Annotated in this window: 31 protein-coding genes; 10 read left to right on the top strand and 21 right to left on the bottom strand. The window is 64.2% G+C overall.

Translation table 11 applies throughout. The annotated features are described in order from the left end of the window. Positions 1-113: 113 nt before the first annotated feature. The 11 genes from rnc to folK all read right to left on the bottom strand — a co-directional run bounded on the left by rnc (position 114) and on the right by folK (position 8154). Positions 114-803: a ribonuclease III gene (gene rnc / locus EP237_RS03700; RefSeq protein ID WP_127558230.1), complete on the bottom strand. Its 690-nt coding sequence runs from the start codon at positions 801-803 to the stop codon at positions 114-116. Further along, entirely contained in the window at positions 800-1621 is an 822-nt protein-coding gene (gene lepB, locus EP237_RS03695) for a signal peptidase I (RefSeq protein ID WP_127558228.1), read from the bottom strand. The genes rnc and lepB overlap by 4 nt, the downstream gene beginning before the upstream one ends. A gap of 61 nt (positions 1622-1682) precedes the next feature. Next, positions 1683-2132 carry a holo-ACP synthase gene (acpS, locus tag EP237_RS03690; protein WP_127558226.1) on the bottom strand — a complete coding sequence of 150 codons (450 nt, stop codon included), beginning with the start codon at positions 2130-2132 and terminating at the stop codon, positions 1683-1685. 1 nt (position 2133) lies between these two features. After that, positions 2134-2442 (bottom strand): Dabb family protein, encoded by a 309-nt coding sequence (locus EP237_RS03685; RefSeq protein WP_127558224.1) that lies wholly within the window; start codon positions 2440-2442, stop codon positions 2134-2136. Beyond that, complete coding sequence (locus EP237_RS03680; protein ID WP_127558222.1) at positions 2439-3056, bottom strand: LysE family translocator; 618 nt, start codon at positions 3054-3056, stop codon at positions 2439-2441. Before EP237_RS03680 ends, EP237_RS03685 begins: the two co-directional genes overlap by 4 nt. After that, complete coding sequence (locus tag EP237_RS03675) at positions 3053-3529, bottom strand: hypothetical protein (RefSeq protein ID WP_127558220.1); 477 nt, start codon at positions 3527-3529, stop codon at positions 3053-3055. Before EP237_RS03675 ends, EP237_RS03680 begins: the two co-directional genes overlap by 4 nt. Continuing rightward, positions 3526-4269: a pyridoxine 5'-phosphate synthase gene (locus EP237_RS03670; RefSeq protein WP_127558218.1), complete on the bottom strand. Its 744-nt coding sequence runs from the start codon at positions 4267-4269 to the stop codon at positions 3526-3528. The genes EP237_RS03675 and EP237_RS03670 overlap by 4 nt, the downstream gene beginning before the upstream one ends. A gap of 33 nt (positions 4270-4302) precedes the next feature. Further along, positions 4303-4905 carry a DUF2062 domain-containing protein gene (locus tag EP237_RS03665; RefSeq protein WP_338068136.1) on the bottom strand — a complete coding sequence of 201 codons (603 nt, stop codon included), beginning with the start codon at positions 4903-4905 and terminating at the stop codon, positions 4303-4305. A 64-nt stretch (positions 4906-4969) separates the two neighbouring features. Further along, the gene (locus EP237_RS03660; RefSeq protein ID WP_127558214.1) at positions 4970-7090 is read right to left on the bottom strand and encodes a RelA/SpoT family protein; all 2121 of its coding nucleotides are present in this window, start codon (positions 7088-7090) and stop codon (positions 4970-4972) included. A gap of 25 nt (positions 7091-7115) precedes the next feature. Beyond that, complete coding sequence (rpoZ, locus tag EP237_RS03655; protein ID WP_127558212.1) at positions 7116-7469, bottom strand: DNA-directed RNA polymerase subunit omega; 354 nt, start codon at positions 7467-7469, stop codon at positions 7116-7118. Positions 7470-7515: 46 nt separating this feature from the next. Further along, complete coding sequence (gene folK / locus EP237_RS03650; RefSeq protein WP_338068135.1) at positions 7516-8154, bottom strand: 2-amino-4-hydroxy-6-hydroxymethyldihydropteridine diphosphokinase; 639 nt, start codon at positions 8152-8154, stop codon at positions 7516-7518. A 95-nt stretch (positions 8155-8249) separates the two neighbouring features. On the opposite strand from folK, the gene EP237_RS03645 reads away from it, so the two are divergent. Next, a complete protein-coding gene (locus EP237_RS03645) occupies positions 8250-8825 on the top strand; it encodes a LabA-like NYN domain-containing protein (RefSeq protein WP_127558211.1) in 576 nt (191 codons plus the stop codon). A 63-nt stretch (positions 8826-8888) separates the two neighbouring features. Here the strand turns inward: EP237_RS03645 and EP237_RS03640 are convergent, their stop codons facing one another. The 4 genes from EP237_RS03640 to EP237_RS03625 all read right to left on the bottom strand — a co-directional run bounded on the left by EP237_RS03640 (position 8889) and on the right by EP237_RS03625 (position 11146). Beyond that, positions 8889-9572, bottom strand: coding sequence for a hypothetical protein (locus EP237_RS03640; protein ID WP_127558209.1), 684 nt, complete (start codon positions 9570-9572; stop codon positions 8889-8891). 117 nt (positions 9573-9689) lie between these two features. Next, positions 9690-10154, bottom strand: a complete 465-nt coding sequence (locus EP237_RS03635) for a c-type cytochrome (protein ID WP_127558207.1) — start codon at positions 10152-10154, stop codon at positions 9690-9692. A 63-nt stretch (positions 10155-10217) separates the two neighbouring features. After that, positions 10218-10772 (bottom strand): anthrone oxygenase family protein, encoded by a 555-nt coding sequence (locus EP237_RS03630; RefSeq protein WP_127558205.1) that lies wholly within the window; start codon positions 10770-10772, stop codon positions 10218-10220. After that, positions 10772-11146 (bottom strand): hypothetical protein, encoded by a 375-nt coding sequence (locus EP237_RS03625; RefSeq protein WP_127558202.1) that lies wholly within the window; start codon positions 11144-11146, stop codon positions 10772-10774. The genes EP237_RS03630 and EP237_RS03625 overlap by 1 nt, the downstream gene beginning before the upstream one ends. Positions 11147-11233: 87 nt before the next feature. On the opposite strand from EP237_RS03625, the gene EP237_RS03620 reads away from it, so the two are divergent. From EP237_RS03620 to EP237_RS03580, 9 genes are all read left to right on the top strand, one after another. After that, complete coding sequence (locus EP237_RS03620) at positions 11234-11824, top strand: TetR/AcrR family transcriptional regulator (protein ID WP_127558200.1); 591 nt, start codon at positions 11234-11236, stop codon at positions 11822-11824. Between the two features lie 107 nt (positions 11825-11931). Continuing rightward, positions 11932-12882 (top strand): 4-hydroxy-3-methylbut-2-enyl diphosphate reductase, encoded by a 951-nt coding sequence (gene ispH, locus EP237_RS03615; RefSeq protein WP_127558198.1) that lies wholly within the window; start codon positions 11932-11934, stop codon positions 12880-12882. Between the two features lie 3 nt (positions 12883-12885). Continuing rightward, positions 12886-13347 (top strand): pyridoxamine 5'-phosphate oxidase family protein, encoded by a 462-nt coding sequence (locus EP237_RS03610; RefSeq protein ID WP_127558196.1) that lies wholly within the window; start codon positions 12886-12888, stop codon positions 13345-13347. Between the two features lie 51 nt (positions 13348-13398). Beyond that, on the top strand, positions 13399-14520 hold the full coding sequence (locus EP237_RS03605; RefSeq protein WP_164744610.1) for a flavin-containing monooxygenase: 1122 nt from the start codon (positions 13399-13401) through the stop codon (positions 14518-14520). Next, a complete protein-coding gene (locus EP237_RS03600; protein ID WP_127558192.1) occupies positions 14517-15131 on the top strand; it encodes a LysE family translocator in 615 nt (204 codons plus the stop codon). The genes EP237_RS03605 and EP237_RS03600 overlap by 4 nt, the downstream gene beginning before the upstream one ends. A gap of 1 nt (position 15132) precedes the next feature. Beyond that, positions 15133-15723 carry a class I SAM-dependent methyltransferase gene (locus EP237_RS03595; protein WP_127558190.1) on the top strand — a complete coding sequence of 197 codons (591 nt, stop codon included), beginning with the start codon at positions 15133-15135 and terminating at the stop codon, positions 15721-15723. A 66-nt stretch (positions 15724-15789) separates the two neighbouring features. Further along, the gene (locus EP237_RS03590) at positions 15790-16233 is read left to right on the top strand and encodes a DUF3429 domain-containing protein (protein ID WP_127558188.1); all 444 of its coding nucleotides are present in this window, start codon (positions 15790-15792) and stop codon (positions 16231-16233) included. Next, positions 16233-16688, top strand: coding sequence for a ribonuclease HI (gene rnhA, locus EP237_RS03585; RefSeq protein ID WP_127558186.1), 456 nt, complete (start codon positions 16233-16235; stop codon positions 16686-16688). Before EP237_RS03590 ends, rnhA begins: the two co-directional genes overlap by 1 nt. A 217-nt stretch (positions 16689-16905) precedes the next feature. Continuing rightward, the gene (locus EP237_RS03580; RefSeq protein ID WP_127558184.1) at positions 16906-17526 is read left to right on the top strand and encodes a trimeric intracellular cation channel family protein; all 621 of its coding nucleotides are present in this window, start codon (positions 16906-16908) and stop codon (positions 17524-17526) included. Here EP237_RS03580 and EP237_RS03575 read toward each other — a convergent pair whose 3' ends face one another. From EP237_RS03575 to def (EP237_RS03550), 6 genes are read right to left on the bottom strand one after another with little or no spacing between them, the layout of a single operon-like run. Continuing rightward, positions 17527-17766: a GlsB/YeaQ/YmgE family stress response membrane protein gene (locus tag EP237_RS03575; protein WP_127558182.1), complete on the bottom strand. Its 240-nt coding sequence runs from the start codon at positions 17764-17766 to the stop codon at positions 17527-17529. 49 nt (positions 17767-17815) lie between these two features. Next, entirely contained in the window at positions 17816-18082 is a 267-nt protein-coding gene (locus EP237_RS03570; protein WP_127558180.1) for a hypothetical protein, read from the bottom strand. A gap of 4 nt (positions 18083-18086) precedes the next feature. Further along, positions 18087-18995, bottom strand: coding sequence for a methionyl-tRNA formyltransferase (gene fmt / locus EP237_RS03565; RefSeq protein ID WP_127558178.1), 909 nt, complete (start codon positions 18993-18995; stop codon positions 18087-18089). A 25-nt stretch (positions 18996-19020) separates the two neighbouring features. Next, positions 19021-19512, bottom strand: a complete 492-nt coding sequence (gene def / locus EP237_RS03560) for a peptide deformylase (RefSeq protein WP_127558176.1) — start codon at positions 19510-19512, stop codon at positions 19021-19023. Then, positions 19502-19987: a peptide deformylase gene (def, locus tag EP237_RS03555; RefSeq protein ID WP_127558174.1), complete on the bottom strand. Its 486-nt coding sequence runs from the start codon at positions 19985-19987 to the stop codon at positions 19502-19504. Before def (EP237_RS03555) ends, def (EP237_RS03560) begins: the two co-directional genes overlap by 11 nt. Further along, positions 19984-20508 carry a peptide deformylase gene (gene def / locus EP237_RS03550; RefSeq protein ID WP_127558172.1) on the bottom strand — a complete coding sequence of 175 codons (525 nt, stop codon included), beginning with the start codon at positions 20506-20508 and terminating at the stop codon, positions 19984-19986. The genes def (EP237_RS03555) and def (EP237_RS03550) overlap by 4 nt, the downstream gene beginning before the upstream one ends. Positions 20509-20604: the final 96 nt, after the last annotated feature.

The following is a 20604-nucleotide window of genomic DNA, read 5'->3' as shown; positions in this document are numbered from 1 at the left end:
TTCACCATTTCCGCCGCCTTTACCCGGTTTCCCGCGCCGTGGCCAGTTCTCACGATATCAGGCCCCTCGGGTCCGCTCGGATCGACATGGCCCGGAGGCACAATGAAACTCTGTCAGGTCCTGGCGTTTTCGACCCGCGCCAGAAGCGCCTTGGCCGCCGCCTGTTCCGCCTGCCGCTTGGAACTGGCTTCCGCCCGCGCCGAGGCCCCGGACGCCATCTGTACTTCAACCGTGAACATCGGCGCATGATCCGGTCCGGTCCGGGCAATCTCTGTATAGGTCGGCGGGGCCATGCGGCGGGCCTGCGCCCATTCCTGCAGGCTGGTCTTGGGATCGCGCGCGTCGCTTTCCACGCGCGCCACCCGGTCGCCCCAGAGCCGCAGGATCATGTCACGCGCCACCTCGTAGCCTGCATCGCGGTAGACGGCGGCAATCACCGCCTCCATCGCGTCGCCCAGAAGCGCGTTCTTGCGCCGCCCGCCGGTTTTCATCTCGGACTTGCCCAGTTTCAGCACCGCGCCCAGGTCAATTTCGCGCGCCACGTCGGCGCAGGTTTCCTTGCGCACCAGCGCGTTGAACCGTGGGGCCAGTTGCCCCTCGGGCGCGTCCTTGTCCTGGTCCAGCACCGCCTCGGCCAGAACCAGGCCAAGCACCCGGTCGCCCAGAAACTCCAGCCGTTGATTGTCGGGCCGCGTGGGCGAAGACAGCGAGGAATGAGTGAGCGCCCGGATCAGCAGATCGGGACGCTCGAACTCATGACCAAGCCGGTCGCAAAAGGCTATGAGGTCTTTGGCCAGTTTCACTCGATCGCCCGGAAGAAACGGTCAGAGCGCCAGGTCCAGAAATAGACCATCCGTTCGCCCGCAGACGAGAACATGATCCGGTCGGCACGGCCGATGATGTTTTCATAGGGCACCATGCCGACACCGCCGATGGACTGCGGGAAGCGGCTGTCCTGACTGTTGTCGCGGTTGTCGCCCATCACGAAGTAGTGGCCCTCGGGCACGGTGAAGACCGGGGTGTTGTCGCCGAAGCTGCCGTCTTCGATGTTCAGCACCGAATGGCTGACACCGCCGGGCAGCGTCTCGGTGAAGCGTTCCTTCTCGCAATCGCCGCCAAGCCCCACGGGGGCATTGGAACAGCGCGGACGGTGCGCAACCGGGCCCTGCGGCTCGAACGTTTCGATGAACGGGTCTTGCGGCTCCAGCGCGGCGGCCACCCAATCGGCATTGGTGCCGGTTTCCGCGTCATACTCACTGATATAGAGCACCCCGTCGCGCATCTGGATGCGGTCACCGGGCAGGCCCACGACGCGCTTGATGAAATCGGTGCCGTTCACGGGATGGCGGAACACCACGACATCACCACGCTCAGGCTCCGACCCGAAGATACGGCCCGAGAAGGGGCACATCGCAAAGGGGCAGGAATAGCGCGAATAGCCATAGGCCATCTTGTTGACGAAGAGGAAATCGCCAATCAGCAGCGTGTCCTTCATCGACCCGGACGGGATCCAGAAGGGCTGGAAGAACAGGGTGCGGAAGACCCCTGCGATCAGAAGGGCATAGATCACCGTTTTCACGGTCTCCCAGATGCCGTCCTTTTGCTTGGCTGCTGCTGCCATGGGGTCTGCCTCTTGCTGCGCTTATCTACGGGTTTTGACATGATGGCTCGGGACGAGAGAGTCAAGCAAGCGACCGTCCGGGCGGCGTTGGCGGCGCCGGTTGCCAGGCCATGCCCTCGGGATAGGCATAGATCACCACGAAGGCCTGCGCCCAGGGCATGTCATCGGTCAGGCTGACATGAATGGCGGCCTCCATCCCCTCGGGTGTCATGGCATCCAGCCGCTCCCGCGCCCATCCCGTCACATGCATGATCGGCTGGCCGGTGCGCAGGTTGGTGACCGCCATATCGCGCCACGCGATCCCCATGCGCAGACCGGTGCCAAGCGCCTTGGAACAGGCCTCTTTCGCGGCCCACCTCTTGGCGTATGTGGCGGCGGGGGTCTGGGTGCGTTCTGCGCGGCGCTGCTCGGTCTCGGTGAACACGCGGTTGCGGAACCGGTCGCCATGGCGGTCCAGCACGCCCTGAATGCGCTCGATATTGGCCAGGTCGGTGCCGACGCCAAGGATCATCTCAGTCCCTTTCGATATCGTAAACGGTGATGCGATCCGCCCCGCCGCAGAGCGCAACGAGTCTTGCAGCAAGCACCAGATGACGGGGATCGGCGGCGTAGCGGGCCAATGCGTCCCGATCCTCGAACCGTCCAATGAAGCCATAGGGATAGCCCGGCGACTTGCCTTCCATGTCGATGTTCACGCCATGGGTCAGGCTGAGGAATCCGGGGATCTCCCCTGTCAGGCGTTCAAGCCCCTCCATCACATCCCGGCAGTCACTCAGATCGGAGGCATCCTTCAGCCCCAGCATGACCACATGCTCGATCATGCCAGCCGCGCCGTCAGGATCTTGATCGCCGCCGCCCCGAAGAGCGCAGCGAAGGCCAATTCGAACCAGCGGCGGGCAGCGGAGTAGACCCTCACCACCCCACGACCCGAGAACAGCACGCCATAGCACAGGAAGATCACTGCGGACACCGTGGACAGTGCTGCGAAGGTGCCCAGAAGCGTGACCAGAGGCGCGCCGGGTGGCACGACCACCGCATAGACAGCGCCCCAGGCCAGGATCGCCTTGGGGTTGGTCAGGTGCACGAGGAATCCGCGTCGGAAATGGCCGCTCGCCTCGGCGTCCTTCAGCGACAGCCCTTTGCCGGGCGTCAGGGCCGAGCGCAGGGATTTCGCGGCGAGGAACAGCAGATAGCCCGCGCCCACATAGCGCAAGCCTTCCGCGATCCAGGCGTTGGAGAGCATCAGCGCGCCCATCCCGGCCATGGCCGCCAAACCCCAAAGCGCAGACCCGGCCCAGACACCGGCACCGGTCAACACGCCCGCGCGGCGCCCCTGTCCCATGGCCGTGCCTGCAATGGTCAGCGTAGCCGGGCCGGGACTGCCGCCCGCAAGGCCCCAAGCCAACAGCAATGCGATGAATTCGAAGCTGGTCATTTGTTGCCCGTTGGCGCCGGGGCCGGTGCATTTCCGCTCAGAACCGGGGTGACGGTGCCCGTGGCCTGATTGATCGTGATGGTCAGGATCTGGTCCCAACTGGCCACGCCGCTGACGGCTTCGATGGGGATCGTCACGCTCAGCCCGATTTCGGGGTCATAGCTCGCCTCCACCTCGGCCATGTTCAGCCAGCCGAAGCCGATATTGGCCTCGCTCGAAATCAACGCGCAGTGCTGCCAAGGGTCTTCCGGGTGCGGATAGGTCACCATGACATGAAAACTGCCGCTCGCCGGTTCGCCGACATCCAGAGCAATCACCCGGATCGCGCCATTGGCAAATTCGCGGATCGTTTCCGCGTAGGGGCCATAGGTGTTGCGGGCATTGGCCTCGAACGTGTCGCAATCGCGCATGGACTGCGCGGCAATCGGCGTGGCGGCAAGAACGGCGGCTGTGGTCAGGCAAGCAAGCCTCATGCGCGGGCCTCCTCGATCAGGCGCTGCATTTCGTGGATCGCGGGGGTGAGGCCGCGGAAAATCGCCTCGCCGATCAGGAAATGGCCGATATTCAGCTCCATCACCTCGGGGAACGCTGCGACCGGCTGCACGGTGTCATAGGTCAGCCCGTGGCCCGCATGCACTTCCAGCCCCAGGGAATGGGCATAGGTGGACATCTCGCGCAAGCTGTCCAGTTCCCGGTCACGGTCGTCAAAACGGCCCTCAGAATGGGCGTCGCAATAGGCGCCGGTATGCAGTTCGATCACCTCGGCCCCAATCCGGTGCGCGGCCTCGATCTGGCGCATATCGGCGGCGATGAAGATCGACACCCGGCAGCCCGCCTCGCGCAGCGGTGCGATGTAATGGGCCAGCCGGTTTTCCTCGCGGGCCACTTCCAGCCCGCCCTCGGTCGTCCGTTCCTCGCGCTTTTCGGGCACGATGCAGACCGCGTGGGGTTTGTGGCGCAGAGCGATCTTCTGCATTTCGTCCGTCGCCGCCATCTCGAAATTCAGGGGCACGCTCAGCGCAGTCATCAGCCGTTCGATATCGTCATCCGAGATATGCCGCCGGTCCTCGCGCAGATGCGCGGTGATCCCGTCGGCACCCGCCTGCTCCGCCAGCAGGGCCGCGCGCACCGGATCCGGCACATCGCCCCCCCGCGCATTCCGAACAGTGGCCACATGGTCGATATTCACCCCGAGCCGGGGACGGCTGGTCATGGTCATTCTCCTACAAGACGCGCCCCGAAGGGCTCAGTCGGCCCGGTTCTCGGCCTGCCTGCGCATCTTGTTCATCTTCGAGCGCAGCTTGGCAAGGCGTCGCTGCTGATATGCGCGGATCACGGGGACCGAAAGGTAATAGCAGACCGTGCCGCAGATCAGACCGGGGATGATGCCGCCGACCATGAACGGAAAGAACAGATCATTGTAGAAGGACAGCAACTCGTCCCAATGGGCTTGCTCAGGCGTGAACATGGCCAGGAAATTATGCTTCAGATCGCGCCAGGCCCCTGCGAAGGCATGGCCGATATTGCCGCCGATTCCCCCTGCCTCGGTGCCAAGCAGGAAATGCCCGGTATGGATCGAGATCAGCGCAATCGGCAGATAGGTCAGCGGATTGCCGATGAAGGTGGCCAGCAGCGCGGCCAGGATGTTTCCCCGCATGAGCCGGGCGATCAGGGCCGCAATGATGAAATGCAGGCCGAAGAACGGGGTGAATACCGTGAACGCCCCGGCAAACACGCCGCGCGCGATGGTTTCGGGGGTGCCGGGAAGGCGATGAAGGCGGTACTTCACATACTGGATGGCCCGGCCCCACCCGCCTCGCGGGTAGAACCAGTGCGCGACCACTGTCATCCAGTGGCGGGAATCTCTGCGCTTGAACACCATCGGGTGTTCGCCCTCCAAAGCTCTTCCCGCGTCAGGGCCGCCGGTCCAGGTTCCGGAAGCGCTCCAACGTGGCAACATCACTGTCGGCCTCTACGGCCATCATCACGGCGTGCAAATGCTCGGCGTCTCTTACTTCTATATCGATAAGGAGGCGGAAAAAGTCCGGTTTCCTGTCAATGAAGTGCAAGTCCGAGATATTGGCGTTCTGTTCACCGATCAATGTGCAGATTCGCCCCAGGACACCCTGAGCGTTGCTGATCGTGACATTGACGGTGACATTATGGACGGCGGCGTGGCGGCCCTCGGTCCAATGAACGTCGATCCAGTTGTCAGCCATGGCGTCGAGATCGGCCAAAGCCGGGCAGTCAATCGCGTGCAGAATCGGCCCGCGCCCCTTGTAGGGCACACCGACGATCCGCTCGCCGGGCACCGGCTGGCAACACTGGGCGCGGTTCATCTCGGCCCCGCTTGGCAGGCCGATGACCGGGCGACCGACGGTTTCCTCGGTCTCGGGCTTGCCGACCAGTTCGGGATAAAGCTTGGCCACCACCTCGCGCGCCGACAGCTCCGCGGCCCCGATTCGGGCCAGAACCTCGTCGGCACTGGCGATGTGCATGGTCTTTGCGGCCGTTTCGAGCGCCTTGTCCGTGGCCTTCTTGCCCACATGCTCGAACGCCACGCGCGCCAATTCCTGCCCAAGCCGGATATAGCGGCCCCGGTCCTCTTCGCGCAGAAGCCGCCGGATCGCAGCCTTGGCGCGGCCCGTGGTCACGATGTCGATCCAGGTCGCCTGCGGCGTCTGGCCTTCGGCGGTCATGATCTCGACCGACTGCCCGTTCTTGAGCCGCGTCCAGAGCGGCACGCGGATGCCATCGACCTTGGCGCCCACACAGCTATGCCCGATCCGCGTGTGGATCGCATAGGCGAAATCCAGCGGCGTCGCGCCCTTGGGCAGTTTCACAACATCGCCCTTGGGGGTGAAGCAGAAGACCTGGTCGGAATACATCTCCAGCTTCACATGTTCGAGGAACTCGTCATGATCCTCGGCCATTTCAAAGCGTTCGGTCAGCCCGGCCAGCCATTTCGCGGGGTCCACGGCAAAGGGGTTTTCGGCCCGCACGCCGTCCTTGTAGGACCAATGCGCCGCAACCCCCGCTTCGGCCACCTCGTGCATCTGGCGGGTGCGGATCTGCACCTCGACCCGCTTGCCGTCGCGCCCCGACACGGTGGTATGGATCGAGCGATAGCCATTCGACTTGGGCTGGCTGATATAATCCTTGAACCGCCCCGGCACCGCGCGCCAGCGTTGATGGATCGCGCCAAGCACCCGATAGCAATCATCCTCGCTGTTGGTGATCACGCGGAACCCGTAGATGTCCGACAGGCGCGAGAAGGCGAGATCCTTCTCCTGCATTTTGCGCCAGATCGAGAATGGCTTTTTCGCACGCCCCAGCACATCGCCGGTGACGCCGTGCTTCTCCATCTCCAGCTCGATATCGTCGGTGATCTTGGGGATGACGTTGCCCGATTCCTTTTGCAGCGTCACGAAGCGGCGCATGATCGATTTGCGCGCATCGGGGTTCAGAACGGCGAAAGACAGGTCCTCCAGTTCGTCCCGCATCCACTGCATCCCCATGCGGCCCGCAAGCGGCGCATAGATATCCATCGTCTCACGCGCCTTCTGGGCCTGTTTCTCCGGGCGCATATGCTTGATGGTGCGCATATTGTGCAGCCGGTCGGCCAGCTTCACGAGGATCACCCGCAGATCCTTGGACATCGCCATGAACAGCTTGCGGAAGTTTTCCGCCTGCTTGGTCTCGCGGCTGCTGAGTTCCAGATTGGTCAACTTGGTGACGCCATCGACCAGTTCCGCCACGTCCGAGCCAAAGCGGTTGGCGATCTCGGTATAGGTGCCCTTGGTGTCCTCGATCGTATCATGCAGCAGCGCGGTGGCGATGGTGGCATCGTCCAGCCGCTGTTCGGTCAGGATCGCGGCCACCTCGACCGGATGGGTGAAATAGGGCTCGCCCGAGCGGCGGTACTGCCCTTCATGCATATCCTTGGCATAGGAATAGGCCCCGCGCAGCAGGGCCTCATTGCATTTCGGGTTATAGTTGCGGACCAGGCTCAGAAGGTCTTCGACGTCGATCATGCCTGTCCTGTTCCGGTGTGAGGGCTCAGCGCTGGCCTTGCGCTTCCATCAGCTGCCGCAGCATCTGCTCTTCCGACATGTCGTCGGCAGCGGGGCGGTCTGCCTCGACACCTTGCAGAAGCGCCATGGCGTCCTCTTCCGGCTCGTCCACCTCGATCTGGGTCTGGTTCGATTCGATCAGACGCTCGCGCAGGTCATCGGCCAGCTGCGTCTCATCGGCAATCTCGCGCAGGGACACGACCGGGTTCTTGTCGTTGTCACGATCCACGGTGATCGGGCTGCCAGCCGAGATCTCACGCGCCCGATGGGCGGCGAGCATCACCAGTTCGAACCGGTTCGGAACCTTGTCAACGCAGTCTTCAACCGTCACGCGGGCCATATCATTCTCCGGAATGTGTTGCAGGAGGGGTGCGCAAGCCCCCTACTTATCCACCGCTCCTTGGAAAGACAAGGCCCGAATCCCCTTCAATCGGACGGATCTCAGCCAGGTCCGAGGGCGACAGGGCCGACAGCATCTCGGTCACCGTCTCGCCGGTCAGCGGGTGGCGCCAGTCGGGCGCGATATCGGCCATCGGCACCAGCACGAAGCCACGTTCCTGCAAGCGTGGATGGGGCAGAATCAACTGATCCGGCGCATGACGGGCAGCTTGTTCCAACGGCAAATTGCGCCATTCGGTCTGGGTGACCGAATCCGGTCGGACGCAATCACCGAAGGCCACAAGGTCGAGATCCAATACGCGCGCTTCCCAACGGTGGGTGCGGGTGCGGCCAGCCTCTGCCTCCACCCGGTGCAGAAGCGCCAGCAGCGCTTCGGGTGTGCCCGACCAGTCGATTGAGAACGCTGCATTCACGAAATCCGGCCCGGATCCGGCCGGGAAAGCCGGCGTCCGGTAGAATCGGGAAACCAGCGGCGAGCTGCCAACCAGACCCGCAACATCAGAAATCGCTTTGGAAACTATACCTTCGGATATATTGTCCCTATCCGATAGGTTAGAACCCGCCGCGATTACGGCGTTTGTGAAAGAAATGTTACGGTCTGGTCGTTGCAAAGCGCGCCCGATCACTTATTCTCGATGTTCATTGTTGATCGTGATTCAGGCCATTTCATTTCACATACACCGGTCGCGGTCGACGATTATCACTCACGGGACCAGAAATCATGTTTTATCGGGACGAACGGTTGGCGCTCTTCATTGACGGCTCCAACCTGTATGCAGCGGCAAAGGCGCTAGCCTTTGACATTGACTACAAGCTTCTCAGACAGGAGTTCATGCAGCGGGGCAAACTGCTCCGGGCCTTCTACTACACCGCACTTCTGGAGAATGACGATTATTCTCCGATCCGGCCGCTGGTGGATTGGCTGCACTACAACGGCTTTACCATGGTGACCAAGCCCGCGAAGGAATTCGTGGACAGTCAGGGCCGCCGCAAGGTCAAGGGCAATATGGATATCGAGCTGACGGTCGATGCCATGGAGATTGCCCCCCATGTCGATCACATCGTGCTGTTCTCCGGCGATGGCGACTTCCGCCCGCTGGTCGAGGCGCTGCAACGCAAGGGCGTGCGGGTTTCCGTCGTGTCCACGATTCGCAGCCAGCCGCCGATGATCGCCGATGATCTGCGCCGCCAGGCGGATAATTTCATCGAGCTTGATGAACTCAAAGAGGTGGTCGGCCGCCCCCCGCGCGAGCCGCGGGTGAACGAGCGGTCCGATTACGAGACCGCCGACAACTGATCGCTGATCAGTTTGGGATCGAACATCAAGGAGAAACCCCGGTTTTCTAGACCGGGGTTTTTGCTACTGCTCAACCAGTTGCACTGAATCCAAGAGAATGCCGACGCTGTTGTCCTGAGCTTCCATCTCTCTGAACCCGATACGATCCGCCCCTTCGATGCCTTCGATGATAATGGTCGTCGTCGTAAAACTGTCATGTGTCTGAGGCGCGATCACCGCGACCACCTGATCGTTCACCAAGACTTCGAACTGATCGTTGACCCCCTGCCCGCTGCGCGCAGCATGTTCGAAGCTCAACGCATATTGCGTGCCCGCCTCCAGATCGACGGTGGTGGTTACATAGTCGAGGCCCGCACGCGTTGCATCAAGCTCGATGAATGTGGACCCGCCGTTAGAGCTATAACCCAGAAAGCCTTCCCCCCAGGACTCGATCATTCCGTTCGATCCCTCATTGGCCCATCCCTCGACATCACCGAGCGACCAGGTACCGGCAGGTTGATCGGTATCGAATCCTCCGTTGGTCAGACCAACCGCCAGCGCGGTTTGCTCTGCATCCATCGGTTCGCCATCAAATCGGGCTCCGATAGACACACCGGCCAGCACATCCCGAATATCGCCCGAGAGGTCTCCTGTACCGGTGATGACAGCTGCGGAGGTCGCGATACCGAGACCGACAACACCAGCTGAAAGAACAACCCAGTCTACGGTCGTTGCCCCGGTTTCATCCCGAATAAATCCATCATTCATATCTTGTCTTCGCTTGCAGATGCATGCCTGGTATCCGTCAACATCATGTCGGGCGGCGTCAGGCCCCTTGGATGGCTACATTCAAATTCTGTCTTTTTTGGGGAAGCCTGTCAGTCGTCAGCCCTCTGCATCGGCGTTGATCCCGTCATGGATCTCGATCACCCGTTCGGGCCAGGTGCTTTTGATGTAGGCCAGCACATCGAGGATCTCCTGCTCGGTCAGCACCTCGCCAAAGCCCATCATGTTGCTGCGATAGTCCCCGCCGATCAGCGCCTCGGTGCCGTGGGTGGTGATGGCGATCAGCACCTCGTCAGGGTGGTGCCAGGTGTGGCCGGTTTCATCATGCGGCGGGGCGGGCAGGTAGCCATCCGCATCGCGCACCCGCCAATCCATGCCTTCCTGACCCGACAGGTCCGCACCGTGGCAGCTGGCGCAGGTCTGGGCATAGATTTCCTCACCACGCGCCACCGCTTCCGGGTGGTCATAGGGCAGAAGGCCCGGGCGCTCGTCATGGCTGGCCCAAACACCAGCCCCGACAATCACGGCGAGGCTGGTGGCGGCAAGGAAGAAGGCAGGTTTCAATGGACGTCCCTTTCGATCTCGATCACGCGTCCCACTATCTTCCCGGCTTCCTGCGCTGGAAGGTCAAGTCACCGGATCGTGAGGCGGGCAGCGCAGGTCCCCGGACTGCCCAAGCACCTGTCCAGAGACCGCACACAGGAACACCCCGATCCCGGTCAGCATCAGCGCCGCACCGGAGGCAACGGTGCGCAGGACATTGAAGACCTGCCAGCGGGGGGAATAAGCCGCCCAGATATCTGCCGCCGCCTGACGGCTTTCGGGAATTTGCACCTCGGCCAGCGCCGCGTTCATCGGCACATTGACCGACACCGTCAGGATCAGCCCCCCAAAGAGATAAACCGCGCCTGCCGCCAGAAAGGCCAGCCCCGCCCCGCGGCCCCCGATCGACAGGGCCAGCGCCCCGGTGGTGAAGAGCACGACAGGCGTGCCGAAGAAGGCGGGCGCGAAAACGGCGTTCCGGACAGAGGCGTTCATCGCCTGCATCGCGGCGATGGCTCCGCGCGGGTCCATCATGTCGAGCCCCCACATGGTCGAGCAGATCCAGGCATAGAAGAACCCGAAGATCGCGCCGGTCAGCATCAGTGAGGCGAAAGCGAGGGGCAGCAGAAGGCAGGGCATCACGACCCCTCCCTGCCACGGCGGGTCTGGAAGAGCGTCAACACCAGACATCCGACAGCACCCCAGGCGGTCACGACCGCGGGCCAGATCAGCGGAAAGGCCGGGTCCACCACCTTATGCGGCCCGAAAGAGACCAGCGACAGCAGGATCGCCAGCACCGTCAGCCCGCGCCCGGTCCGGCTCTCCAAGGGGCCGATCAACATCGCCGCCGCGAGGGCCGAGACGGTCGCAGCAAAGAACGGGGCCATCCCGAAAAGCGGGATCTGCGCGGGCGGATGCGGGGCGACCCCGGCCAGCAGCGTCACTAGCATGAGGAGGTGCAGAATGATCAGAACGGCCAGCGCCGCCTGCGGGGATCGCGGGGATTCGGTCATGGATATCTCCTTAGCGTATTTTGAATTACGGTATTGACCAGATCCGTAACTATAAATACGGTTATCGTCAACAAGGGAGTTTGCACCATGCGGGAAGAGGCACGGGAAGCGCGCGCCGCACAGATCGAGGACGCCGCCTATCGCGTTCTGGACGCCAAAGGGTTCGAAGGCCTGTCGATGCTGGCCGTTGCGAAAGAGGCCAAGGCCTCGAACGAAACGCTCTATCGCTGGTATGGCGACAAGACCGGCCTCTTCGCCGCACTGATCACGCGCAACACTGAAATCGTGCGCGCGACGATGAAGGGCACACGGACCGAAGATCCGATGGCTGAGCTTGCCGCCCTCGGCCCCGCCCTACTGACCATGTTGACCGGCCCGCGCGCCGTGGCCCTGAATCGGGCGGCGGCGGCAGACAAGACCGGCACGCTTGGCCAGACGCTTGGCAAGGCAGGGCGAGAGCGGGTCTTTCCCTGGATCATCGGCGTCATGGACCGCGCCTGCGCCGCCGGGCAACTGGCGGGCAGTCCCGGCGATATAGCCGAAACCTACCTGTCGCTTCTGGTCGGCGATTGGCAGGTGCGCCGGGTCACGGGGGCCATGCCGCCCCCATCCGCAGACCAGATCGACGCGCGCGCCAGGGTCGCCCTGACACGGCTGACCGCACTGTTTCAGGGGTAGGGCCAGATCAAACCGGCCGATCCCATCCTTAATGGCAATCCGGGTGCGTGGGCTGGACGCGCCCGTCCCATGGCCTTACCTCTTGGCCCAAGCGAAGGAGCCTCCCGATGACCAAACCGCCCCTCACTCTCTACCTCGCCGCCCCGCGCGGCTTCTGTGCCGGTGTCGACCGGGCGATCAAGATCGTCGAAATGGCGATCGAGAAATGGGGCGCGCCGGTCTATGTGCGTCATGAAATCGTGCACAACAAGTTCGTCGTGGACGACCTGCGGGCCAAGGGCGCCATCTTCGTGGAGGAGCTGGAGGATTGCCCCGATGACCGCCCGGTGATCTTCTCGGCACATGGCGTGCCCAAGTCCGTGCCCGCCGCCGCGGAAGCACGCCAGATGGTCTATGTCGATGCCACCTGCCCGCTTGTGTCCAAAGTGCATATCGAGGCCGAACGCCACCACGCGAACGGGTTGCAAATGGTCATGATCGGCCATGCAGGCCACCCCGAGACCATCGGCACCATGGGCCAGTTGCCTGAGGGCGAAGTGCTGCTGGTCGAGACAGAGGCCGACGTCGCGGGCCTTGCCCCGCGCGACCCCGAAAGGCTCGCCTTCATCACTCAGACCACCCTGTCGGTCGATGATACGGCGGGCATTGTGGCCGCCCTTCAGGCGCGCTTCCCGTCCATCGTCGGCCCCCACAAGGAGGACATCTGCTACGCCACCACCAACCGGCAGGCGGCGGTCAAGGCGATTGCCCCCAAGGCCGATGCGATCCTGGTCGTCGGCGCCCCCAATTCGTCGAACTCCCGCAGGCTGGTCGAGGTCGGGGCGAAAGCAGGATGCTCCTATTCCCAGCTCGTCCAGCGGGCCGAAAACATCGACTGGCGCGCGTTGGAAGGGATCGGATCCGTGGGCGTCACAGCCGGGGCCTCCGCCCCTGAAGTTCTTGTAGAAGAAGTGATCGACGCCTTCCGCGACCGCTATGACGTGACCGTGGAACAGGTGGAAACCGCCGTCGAAAACGTGGAATTCAAGGTCCCGCGTGTCTTGCGGCAGATGGCCTGAGCCATGCCCACGCCCTTCGACCCAGAGGACCTCCTGCACCTGCCGCTCATGGCCAATCTCGCCACGCTGGCCAAGGACGGCGCGCCAAGGAATGCCCCGGTCTGGTTCCATTGGGAAGATGGCGCGCTCCACATGCTGTCGGATGACACCGCCAGCTCCGCCCTGCGCATCGCCCGCGACCCCCGCGTCGCGGTGGAGATCGTGCAATATGACAACGCGGGCGGCATACTGCGCCATCTGGGGTTACGGGGCCGCGCCACCATAGAGCCGATGGACCCGGCGCTCTTCCGCCGTCTTCTGGCGCGCTACCTTGGCCCGGATGAGGCCGCGTGGAACCCGTGGTTCATCGACACCGTGGCCAAGATCGAGGACCCGTCGGGCCGCCTGATCCGCCTTGTTCCCGACAGCGTCTTCACCAACGATGTCAGCTTCTTCCGCAGCGGGCCGTCCCTTGCGACGGCTTGACCCGCCCCTCCAAGGCCCCCCACCATGGCCGCAGGACAGGGAGGGACAGTCATGAAGGCCGTCATCATCGGCGCAGGCCCCGCCGGGCTGGTCGCGGCCGCCTGCCTGAAGGCCGAAGGGATCACGCCGGTGATCCTCGACCGCGCCGACACCGTCGCCAGCAGCTGGCACAGCCACTATGACTGCCTGCATCTGCACACGGCGCGCGGGCGCTCCACCCTGCCCGGCCTCGACTATCCCAGGGGTGTCGGCAAATACCCGAGCCGCGCCGATGTCATCGCCTATCTGGAGACCTATACCGCTCATCACGGCCTGTCCCCGCGCCTCGGCTGCACGGTCGAGAAGATCGAAAAGACAGGCGATGGCTGGCAGGTCACCCATTCCGGCGGCTCCGAGACTACGGATCTCGTCGTCATGGCCACCAGCGTCAACGGCACCCCGCGCCACCCCGACTGGCCGGGCGACTTCGATGGCCCGATCCTGCATTCGAGCCGCTACCGCAACCCCGCCCCCTTCGCGGGCCAGCGCGTTCTGGTCGTGGGGTTCGGCAACTCGGGCGGCGACATCGCGCTGGATCTGGCCCGCGCGGGCATCAACGTCACCCTGTCAGTGCGCGGGCCGGTCAATATCCTGCCCAAGCAGCTCTTCGGCATTCCCATTACCTCCTTCGGGCTGATGACCAAGGCGCTCGGCTACAAGGTGGCGGATGCCCTGACCGCCCCCGTCCTGCGCCTGGCGGTCGGGCGGCCCGAGGATTACGGCCTGCGCTCCATGGCCAAAGGCCCCGCCGCCCTGGTGCATGAGGATGACCGCATTCCGCTGATCGATACCGGCACGCTTGGCGCGATCAAGGCGGGCCGCATCGCGGTGACACCCGGTATAGAGCGGCTGAACGGTCCCGAGGTTCAGTTCAACGACGGCACCGCCGCGCCCTTCGACAGCATCATCGCCGCCATCGGCTACACCGTCGATCTGCGCCCGCTTCTGGGCCCCGATTGTGCTGCGCTCAACGCCACAGGCCGCCCGGTGGCCAGCGGCGCCCCCACCCCCGAACCGGGGCTCTATTTCTGTTCCTACAAGGTGTCGCCCGATGGTCAGCTTTACGCCACATCGCGGGAAGCCATCGCCATCGCACAACATGCCAAGACCCTGACCCGAAAGGCCCATTCATGATTTCCGCACAGTTCCTTCTGACCGCCCTCGTCGTCGTGCTCGCCCCCGGCACCGGCGTCGTCTACACGCTGGCGCTTGGCCTTGGCCAAGGCCGTCGCGCCGCAATCTGGGCCGCCCTTGGCTGCACCTTCGGGATCGTCCCCCATATCGCGGCGGCAGCACTCGGGCTGGCGGCGGTGATGCACAGCTCGGCGCTGATCTTCAACATCGTGAAATGGGCGGGCGTGGCCTACCTGCTGTGGCTGGCCTATAGCGCGCTCCGCGAAGGTGGGGCGCTGAGGGTTGAGGCCACGCAGACGGTGGAGAACGGCCCGCGCATCGCCACGCGCGGCGCGCTGATCAACATCCTCAACCCGAAGCTATCGATCTTCTTCCTCGCCCTGCTGCCGCCCTTCCTGTCGGGCAATCCCGCCTCCGCCACTGCCGAAATGGCGCTGCTTGGCGGCGTCTTCATGGCGATGACCTTCGTTGTCTTCGCGCTTTACGGCACCTTCGCTGCCTTCGCCCGCAAGGCCATCCTCGGCAGCGACCGCGCCATGCGCTGGATGAGCCGCAGCTTCGCCGCCGTCTTCGCCGGGCTCGGCCTGCGGCTGGCACTGGAAAGGGCCTGACATGACCGACCGGGAAACGCTCGACACCTATACGAAGAAAGCCGCCGACTATGCGGCGCTCGAATTCAGCGAGGGTGAGAAGCAGGCGCTGGAGGGTTTCCTCGACATGCTTCCCAAAGGCGGCACGATCCTCGATCTGGGCTGCGGGCCGGGCTTTCACGCTGCGCGCATGGCATCCGAAGGCTTCCGGGTCAGCGCCATCGACGCCACCCCCGCCTTTGTCGAGGCAGCGAAGGAGAAGGGCGTCGACGCGCGGCTCGGCAGCTTCGACGACCTGACCGAAACGGCGGCCTATGACGGCATCTGGGCCAGCTTTTCCCTGCTCCACGCCCCGAAAGCGGACTTCCCCCGCCACCTCGCCGCCATCCACCGGGCGCTGAGACCCGGCGGCACGCTCTATCTGGGCCTGAAACTGGGAACGGGCGAACACCGCGACAGCCTCGGCCGGTTCTACGCCTATTACGAGGAACCGGAGCTGCGCGACCTGCTCGCACAGGCTGGATTTGCCGATATCCGCTCTACATCCGGGGAAGGCCCGGGGCTGGCTGGCACGGTCGACCGCTTCATCCTGATGACCGCGCACAGGGGCTGACCCGCAGGGCTTGCCCTTCCCGGCCCCGCCCGCGATAAGGACCGCCACTGCCCCGGAGCCCCACGCATGACCCCGATCCCCCGTCCCGCCCTGCTGCTTGGCCTCGCTGGCCTGATCCCCTTTCTGTGGGGGGCGCTGACCGTTGTGATGCCGGGTCTGGCCGAATGGGGAACCGAGGTCTTGGGACCGCGCTTCGTCAGCCCCTATGTGCAGCTGTTCTACGGCGCGATCATCCTTGCCTTCATGTCCGGCGTGCTCTGGGGCTTCGCTGCGCAGGGCAGCGGCTGGCAGGGCTATGCGCTGTCGGTGCTTCCCGCGCTTTGGGCCTTCTTCATGACTGGCGGCGGGGCGGACCGGGCAGCCGCAGCGCTGATCGTGGGCTTCCTCGGCCTTCTGGCACTGGACAGGCATTTCTGGAAACGGGGCCTCGCGCCCCAATGGTGGATGCGGCTGCGCGTGTTGCTGACACTCGTGGTGGTCAACGCGCTGGCCGTGGACCTGATCTTCTGATGCCCGATCTCTTCGCCTATACCGACGGAGCCTGCTCCGGCAATCCCGGCCCCGGGGGCTGGGGGGCGCTGCTGCAAGCGAAAGACGGCGAACGGGTCGTCAAGGAACGGGAACTGAGCGGCGGCGAGGCCGAGACCACCAACAACCGGATGGAGCTGCTGGCGGCGATCGCCGCGCTGGAAAGCCTGACGCGGTCCTCGGCGATCACCGTGGTCACCGACTCGGCTTATGTGAAGAACGGCGTAACCGGCTGGATCCATGGCTGGAAGCGCAACGGCTGGAAGACCTCGAACAGGAAGCCCGTGAAGAATGTGGACCTGTGGCAGAGGCTCGACGAGGCGCAGGCGCGCCACCGGGTGACCTGGGAATGGGTCAAGGGCCATGCCGGCCACCCGGAAAACGAACGCGCGGATGAGCTGGCCCGCGCCGGTATGGCGCCGTTCAAGAAGGCCTGATCCGGGCGCGGGGATGCGGCTTCGAAGCCGCATATCAAGGCCGTTCGAACGGCCTTCCGCACCGCCCTGATCGCAGCCAGTGGACCCCACGCGGCCGCTGCCCTGCTCCTACCCGTTTCACAAGCGCCAACTCGCGGTTTCGAAACCGCGTCCCAAGGCCGTTCGAACGGCCTTCCCCCTTCCCCACACGCATCAAACCTGTCAAACGGCGGCCACCATGACCCTGATGCTTCTCGACTACGCCTCCGTCCTCGTCTTCGCCCTCTCCGGCGCGCTGGTCGCCAGCCGGGCGCAGCTCGATATCGTGGGGTTCTTCTTCATCGCCTGCCTGACAGCGGTCGGCGGCGGCACCCTGCGCGATCTGCTGCTGGACCGGAACCCGGTCTTCTGGGTCGCAGATCCCACGCCGCTGGCCATCGCCTGCACCGCCGCGCTCATCGTCTTCTTCACCGCGCATCTTTTCGAAAGCCGCTACAAGGTGCTGCTGTGGCTCGACGCGCTGGCCCTTGCCATTGCCGTCGCTGCCGGCGCAGGCGTGGCGCAGGCGCTGGATCAGTCGGCGGGCATCGTCATCGTGATGGGGGTTGCCACCGGCACCATGGGCGGGCTGATGCGCGACGTCGTCTGCAACGAGCTGCCGCTGGTCCTGAAACAGGGGGAGCTCTACGTGACAGCAGCCTTCGCGGGCGCCGGGGCCGCGCTCATCGCCGCCGCCCTCATCCCGCATCCGCTGGCGCCCATCCTGGCCTGCATGATCTCCTGTTTCGCTCTTCGCGCAGGCTCACTGCTGTTCGGATGGCGGCTGCCCGTCTACAAGGCCCGCCCGCCGCGCATGTGATCAGCGTTTCAGGTAAGTCTGCCAGATCCAGATCAGCAGAAGCGCGCCCAGAATCGCGCCGACGAAGCCCGACAGCATCCCCATCACGGTCAGCAGGAACCGCAGCACCAGCCCGCCGATGATCGCGCCCAGAATGCCGATGCCGATCGTCGTCACCACATCGGTGCGCACATCCATGATTCGCGTCGCCAGAAACCCTGCCGCCGCGCCGATGATGATCATGTAAAGAACGATGCCCATGGGAAATATATGCTCTCTGTCAGCCGCGTTTTGAAGGTCTGGGGAAAAATCAGCGCCGCCGGTTCCGTCGTCCCCGGCCCCGCGCAGCGCCCACGGGGATCAGGATCAGCGCCGCCGAGGCCCCGATGATCGCATCCAGACCGGGCGAGCCGATCCGCAGATGAAAGAGCGAGCGCAGGAAGAACAGCACGACAACGGCCCCAAGCGCGATGAGGATCGACATCGGGTAGCCATTGCGGGTGACGCCCCATCTTTCGAACAGGATGGCGACCACCACGGCAATGAAGATTGAGCCGAAGAACGTGAACAGAACCATTGCCTTACTCTCCCAAAACAGTGCCGGGCGCGACCATCGTGCCACGCAGGAACGTCTCCGCATCCTGCCGCCCCCGACCCTCGATCTGCGCTTCGGTGACCTCGATGACCCCTGTGCCACAGGCGATTGTCAGGCCGTTCAGAACCTCACCCGGCTGACCCGACCCTTCCGCCACGCGACAGCGCAGCAGCTTCAGCCTTTTACCATGTAGGGTCGTCCAGGCCCCGGGAAAAGGTGACAGCCCCCTGATTTGCCGGTCGATCTGGTCCGCGGGCAGGCTCCAGTCCACCCGTGCCTCCGCCTTGTCGATCTTATGGGCATAGGTGACGCCCGCTTCTGGTTGCGCCTCCGGCGCCAGATCCGGCAACCGGTCCAGAGCCTCCACAATGGCCGCCGCGCCAAGCGCGCTCAGCCGGTCATGCAGATCCTGCGTCGTCTCCTCGGGGCCAATCGTGACCGCCTTGCGCAGCAACACCGGCCCGGTATCCAGCCCCGCCTCCATCTGCATGATGCAGACACCGGTTTCCGCGTCCCCCGCCATGATCGCCCGGTGAATGGGCGCCGCCCCCCGCCAGCGCGGCAGCAGGCTCGCGTGGATATTGAGACAGCCAAGCCGGGGCGCATCCAGAACCGCCTGCGGCAGCAGCAGGCCATAGGCCACGACCACCGCGACATCGGCGCCGAGCGCGGCAAATTCCGCCTGCTCCCCGGCCCCTTTCAGCGACACAGGATGGCGCACCTCCAGCCCCAGCTCCAGCGCCCGCGCATGAACCGGCGTCGGGCGTTCCTTCTTGCCCCGTCCGGCAGGGCGCGGCGGCTGGCAATAGACGGCGGCAATCTCGTGCCCCGCATCGACCAGAGCCTCCAGCACCGGAACCGAGAACTCTGGCGTGCCCATGAAGATCACTCTCATTTGCGCTCCTCCGGCCCGAGCCGCATCACCGCTTCCTCGCCTTACGCAGGAACATGTCGCGCTTCACCTTGCTCAGGTTGTCGAAATACATCTTCCCGTTCAGGTGGTCGATCTGGTGCTGCACGCTGGTGGCCCACAGCCCCACGAAATCCTTGCGCACCGTCATTCCGTGATGGTCCAGATAGGTCACGGTCACCGCGCGGGGCCGCTCGATCTTGGCATAGCTGCCAGGCAGGTTCGGGCTCGCCTCCTCATGCGGGCGCAGCTCGATCGAGGAATGCAGGATCTGCGGGTTCGCCATGCGCACCGCCTTGCCCCGCTCGGTCGAGGCATCGACAACGGCAAGCCGCAGCATCACCCCGATCTGGGGCGCTGCCAGCCCCACGCCGGGCATCGCATCCATGGTCTCGATCATATCCTCCCAGATCGCGCGGATCTCGTCCGTCACCTGCGCCACCGGTTCGGCGGGCGTCCTGAGCCGCTTGTCGGGCCACATCACGAAGGGTCTAACGGGCATAGTCTTTCTCCATCTGCTCGCGATGTTCAGGGGGCAGCCGGTCGAAGATCACCAGCCCGTCGAGATGATCGACCTCATGTTGCACACAGCGCGCATCGAAGCCGGTCATCCGCTCTTCATGATCCGTTCCGTCCAGATCCCTCCAGCGGATCAGCACCTCGGCGGGGCGCATGACGCGCGCAGCCACACTGGGGATCGACAGGCAGGCCTCCTCGCCGCTTTCAAGCGTTTCGGTCAGCGGCTCGACCTCCGGGTTCACGAAGACACACGGCGTCTTCGCCCCGGTCTTCCAGCCGGTATCCATGACGAACAGCCGAACCATCTGCCCCACCTGCGGCGCGGCCAGCCCGCGCCCCTTGGCGGCATACATCGTGTCAAGCATATCTGCGGCGAGTTCCGACACATCCCCCCGAACCGGGTCGCAGACCTGTTTCAGCCGCGCATCGGGCCAGCACAGGATGGGTAGGACGCTCACGCCTTCTCCCGCGCCCGCTCGCGCTTGAGCTTGACCATCTTGCGGGTGATCATCTGCCGCTTCAGCGGCTTGAGGTAGTCGATGAACAGCTTGCCGTCCAAATGGTCGATCTCATGCTGCACGCAGGTCGCCCAGAGGCCGGTAAACACCTCCTGCTGCTCTGTCCCATTCAGATCCATCCAGCGCACCTCCACCTCGGCGGGGCGGGTGACCTCGGCATAAATCTCGGGGATCGACAGGCAGCCTTCCTCATACACGCTGGTCTCGTCCGACGACGCGATCACCTCGGGGTTGAACATCGCCAGCGGCCGTGGCGCCTCGCCCTCCGCCTTCACGCAATCAAGTACGATCAGCCGTTTCGACAGCCCGATCTGCGGCGCCGCCAGGCCAATGCCCGGCGCATCATACATGGTTTCCAGCATGTCGCTGGCAACAGCACGCAAGTCGTCCGACAGGTCCGTCACGGGGTCGGCCAGTTTCTTCAGTCGCGGGTCGGGATGGATCAGAATAGGTCTCAGCATGCGGGTCAGATAATGTATCCCGCGTGGCGTCGCAACGCCCCCTTGCACCCGGCCTCGGAATGGCTAGCCTCTCGCCCGAAACGACCACCAGAGGAT

It is taken from the genome of Nioella ostreopsis (assembly GCF_004000255.1).
GTDB classification, from domain to species: Bacteria; Pseudomonadota; Alphaproteobacteria; order Rhodobacterales; family Rhodobacteraceae; genus Nioella; species Nioella ostreopsis.
The sequence above is the reverse complement of the archived record's forward strand: the minus strand, read 5'-3'. Positions and strand labels throughout refer to the sequence as shown.

Excerpts from the sequence above, each read along its gene's own strand:
- EP237_RS03580 (WP_127558184.1), top strand. The coding sequence starts at position 16,906 with ATGACCCTGATGCTTCTCGACTACGCCTCCGTCCTCGTCTTCGCCCTC.
- def (WP_127558172.1), bottom strand. The coding sequence starts at position 20,508 with ATGCTGAGACCTATTCTGATCCATCCCGACCCGCGACTGAAGAAACTG.
- EP237_RS03675 (WP_127558220.1), bottom strand. The coding sequence starts at position 3,529 with ATGAGGCTTGCTTGCCTGACCACAGCCGCCGTTCTTGCCGCCACGCCG.
- EP237_RS03610 (WP_127558196.1), top strand. The coding sequence starts at position 12,886 with ATGCCCACGCCCTTCGACCCAGAGGACCTCCTGCACCTGCCGCTCATG.
- EP237_RS03625 (WP_127558202.1), bottom strand. The coding sequence starts at position 11,146 with ATGACCGAATCCCCGCGATCCCCGCAGGCGGCGCTGGCCGTTCTGATC.
- EP237_RS03605 (WP_164744610.1), top strand. The coding sequence starts at position 13,399 with ATGAAGGCCGTCATCATCGGCGCAGGCCCCGCCGGGCTGGTCGCGGCC.
- ispH (WP_127558198.1), top strand. The coding sequence starts at position 11,932 with ATGACCAAACCGCCCCTCACTCTCTACCTCGCCGCCCCGCGCGGCTTC.
- EP237_RS03665 (WP_338068136.1), bottom strand. The coding sequence starts at position 4,905 with ATGACAGTGGTCGCGCACTGGTTCTACCCGCGAGGCGGGTGGGGCCGG.
- EP237_RS03575 (WP_127558182.1), bottom strand. The coding sequence starts at position 17,766 with ATGGGCATCGTTCTTTACATGATCATCATCGGCGCGGCGGCAGGGTTT.
- EP237_RS03680 (WP_127558222.1), bottom strand. The coding sequence starts at position 3,056 with ATGACCAGCTTCGAATTCATCGCATTGCTGTTGGCTTGGGGCCTTGCG.
- fmt (WP_127558178.1), bottom strand. The coding sequence starts at position 18,995 with ATGAGAGTGATCTTCATGGGCACGCCAGAGTTCTCGGTTCCGGTGCTG.
- rpoZ (WP_127558212.1), bottom strand. The coding sequence starts at position 7,469 with ATGGCCCGCGTGACGGTTGAAGACTGCGTTGACAAGGTTCCGAACCGG.
- EP237_RS03590 (WP_127558188.1), top strand. The coding sequence starts at position 15,790 with ATGACCCCGATCCCCCGTCCCGCCCTGCTGCTTGGCCTCGCTGGCCTG.
- rnhA (WP_127558186.1), top strand. The coding sequence starts at position 16,233 with ATGCCCGATCTCTTCGCCTATACCGACGGAGCCTGCTCCGGCAATCCC.
- EP237_RS03660 (WP_127558214.1), bottom strand. The coding sequence starts at position 7,090 with ATGATCGACGTCGAAGACCTTCTGAGCCTGGTCCGCAACTATAACCCG.
- acpS (WP_127558226.1), bottom strand. The coding sequence starts at position 2,132 with ATGATCCTTGGCGTCGGCACCGACCTGGCCAATATCGAGCGCATTCAG.
- EP237_RS03685 (WP_127558224.1), bottom strand. The coding sequence starts at position 2,442 with ATGATCGAGCATGTGGTCATGCTGGGGCTGAAGGATGCCTCCGATCTG.
- EP237_RS03570 (WP_127558180.1), bottom strand. The coding sequence starts at position 18,082 with ATGGTTCTGTTCACGTTCTTCGGCTCAATCTTCATTGCCGTGGTGGTC.
- def (WP_127558176.1), bottom strand. The coding sequence starts at position 19,512 with ATGCCCGTTAGACCCTTCGTGATGTGGCCCGACAAGCGGCTCAGGACG.
- EP237_RS03620 (WP_127558200.1), top strand. The coding sequence starts at position 11,234 with ATGCGGGAAGAGGCACGGGAAGCGCGCGCCGCACAGATCGAGGACGCC.
- lepB (WP_127558228.1), bottom strand. The coding sequence starts at position 1,621 with ATGGCAGCAGCAGCCAAGCAAAAGGACGGCATCTGGGAGACCGTGAAA.
- EP237_RS03630 (WP_127558205.1), bottom strand. The coding sequence starts at position 10,772 with ATGCCCTGCCTTCTGCTGCCCCTCGCTTTCGCCTCACTGATGCTGACC.
- EP237_RS03640 (WP_127558209.1), bottom strand. The coding sequence starts at position 9,572 with ATGAATGATGGATTTATTCGGGATGAAACCGGGGCAACGACCGTAGAC.
- EP237_RS03645 (WP_127558211.1), top strand. The coding sequence starts at position 8,250 with ATGTTTTATCGGGACGAACGGTTGGCGCTCTTCATTGACGGCTCCAAC.
- EP237_RS03595 (WP_127558190.1), top strand. The coding sequence starts at position 15,133 with ATGACCGACCGGGAAACGCTCGACACCTATACGAAGAAAGCCGCCGAC.
- EP237_RS03670 (WP_127558218.1), bottom strand. The coding sequence starts at position 4,269 with ATGACCAGCCGTCCCCGGCTCGGGGTGAATATCGACCATGTGGCCACT.
- EP237_RS03600 (WP_127558192.1), top strand. The coding sequence starts at position 14,517 with ATGATTTCCGCACAGTTCCTTCTGACCGCCCTCGTCGTCGTGCTCGCC.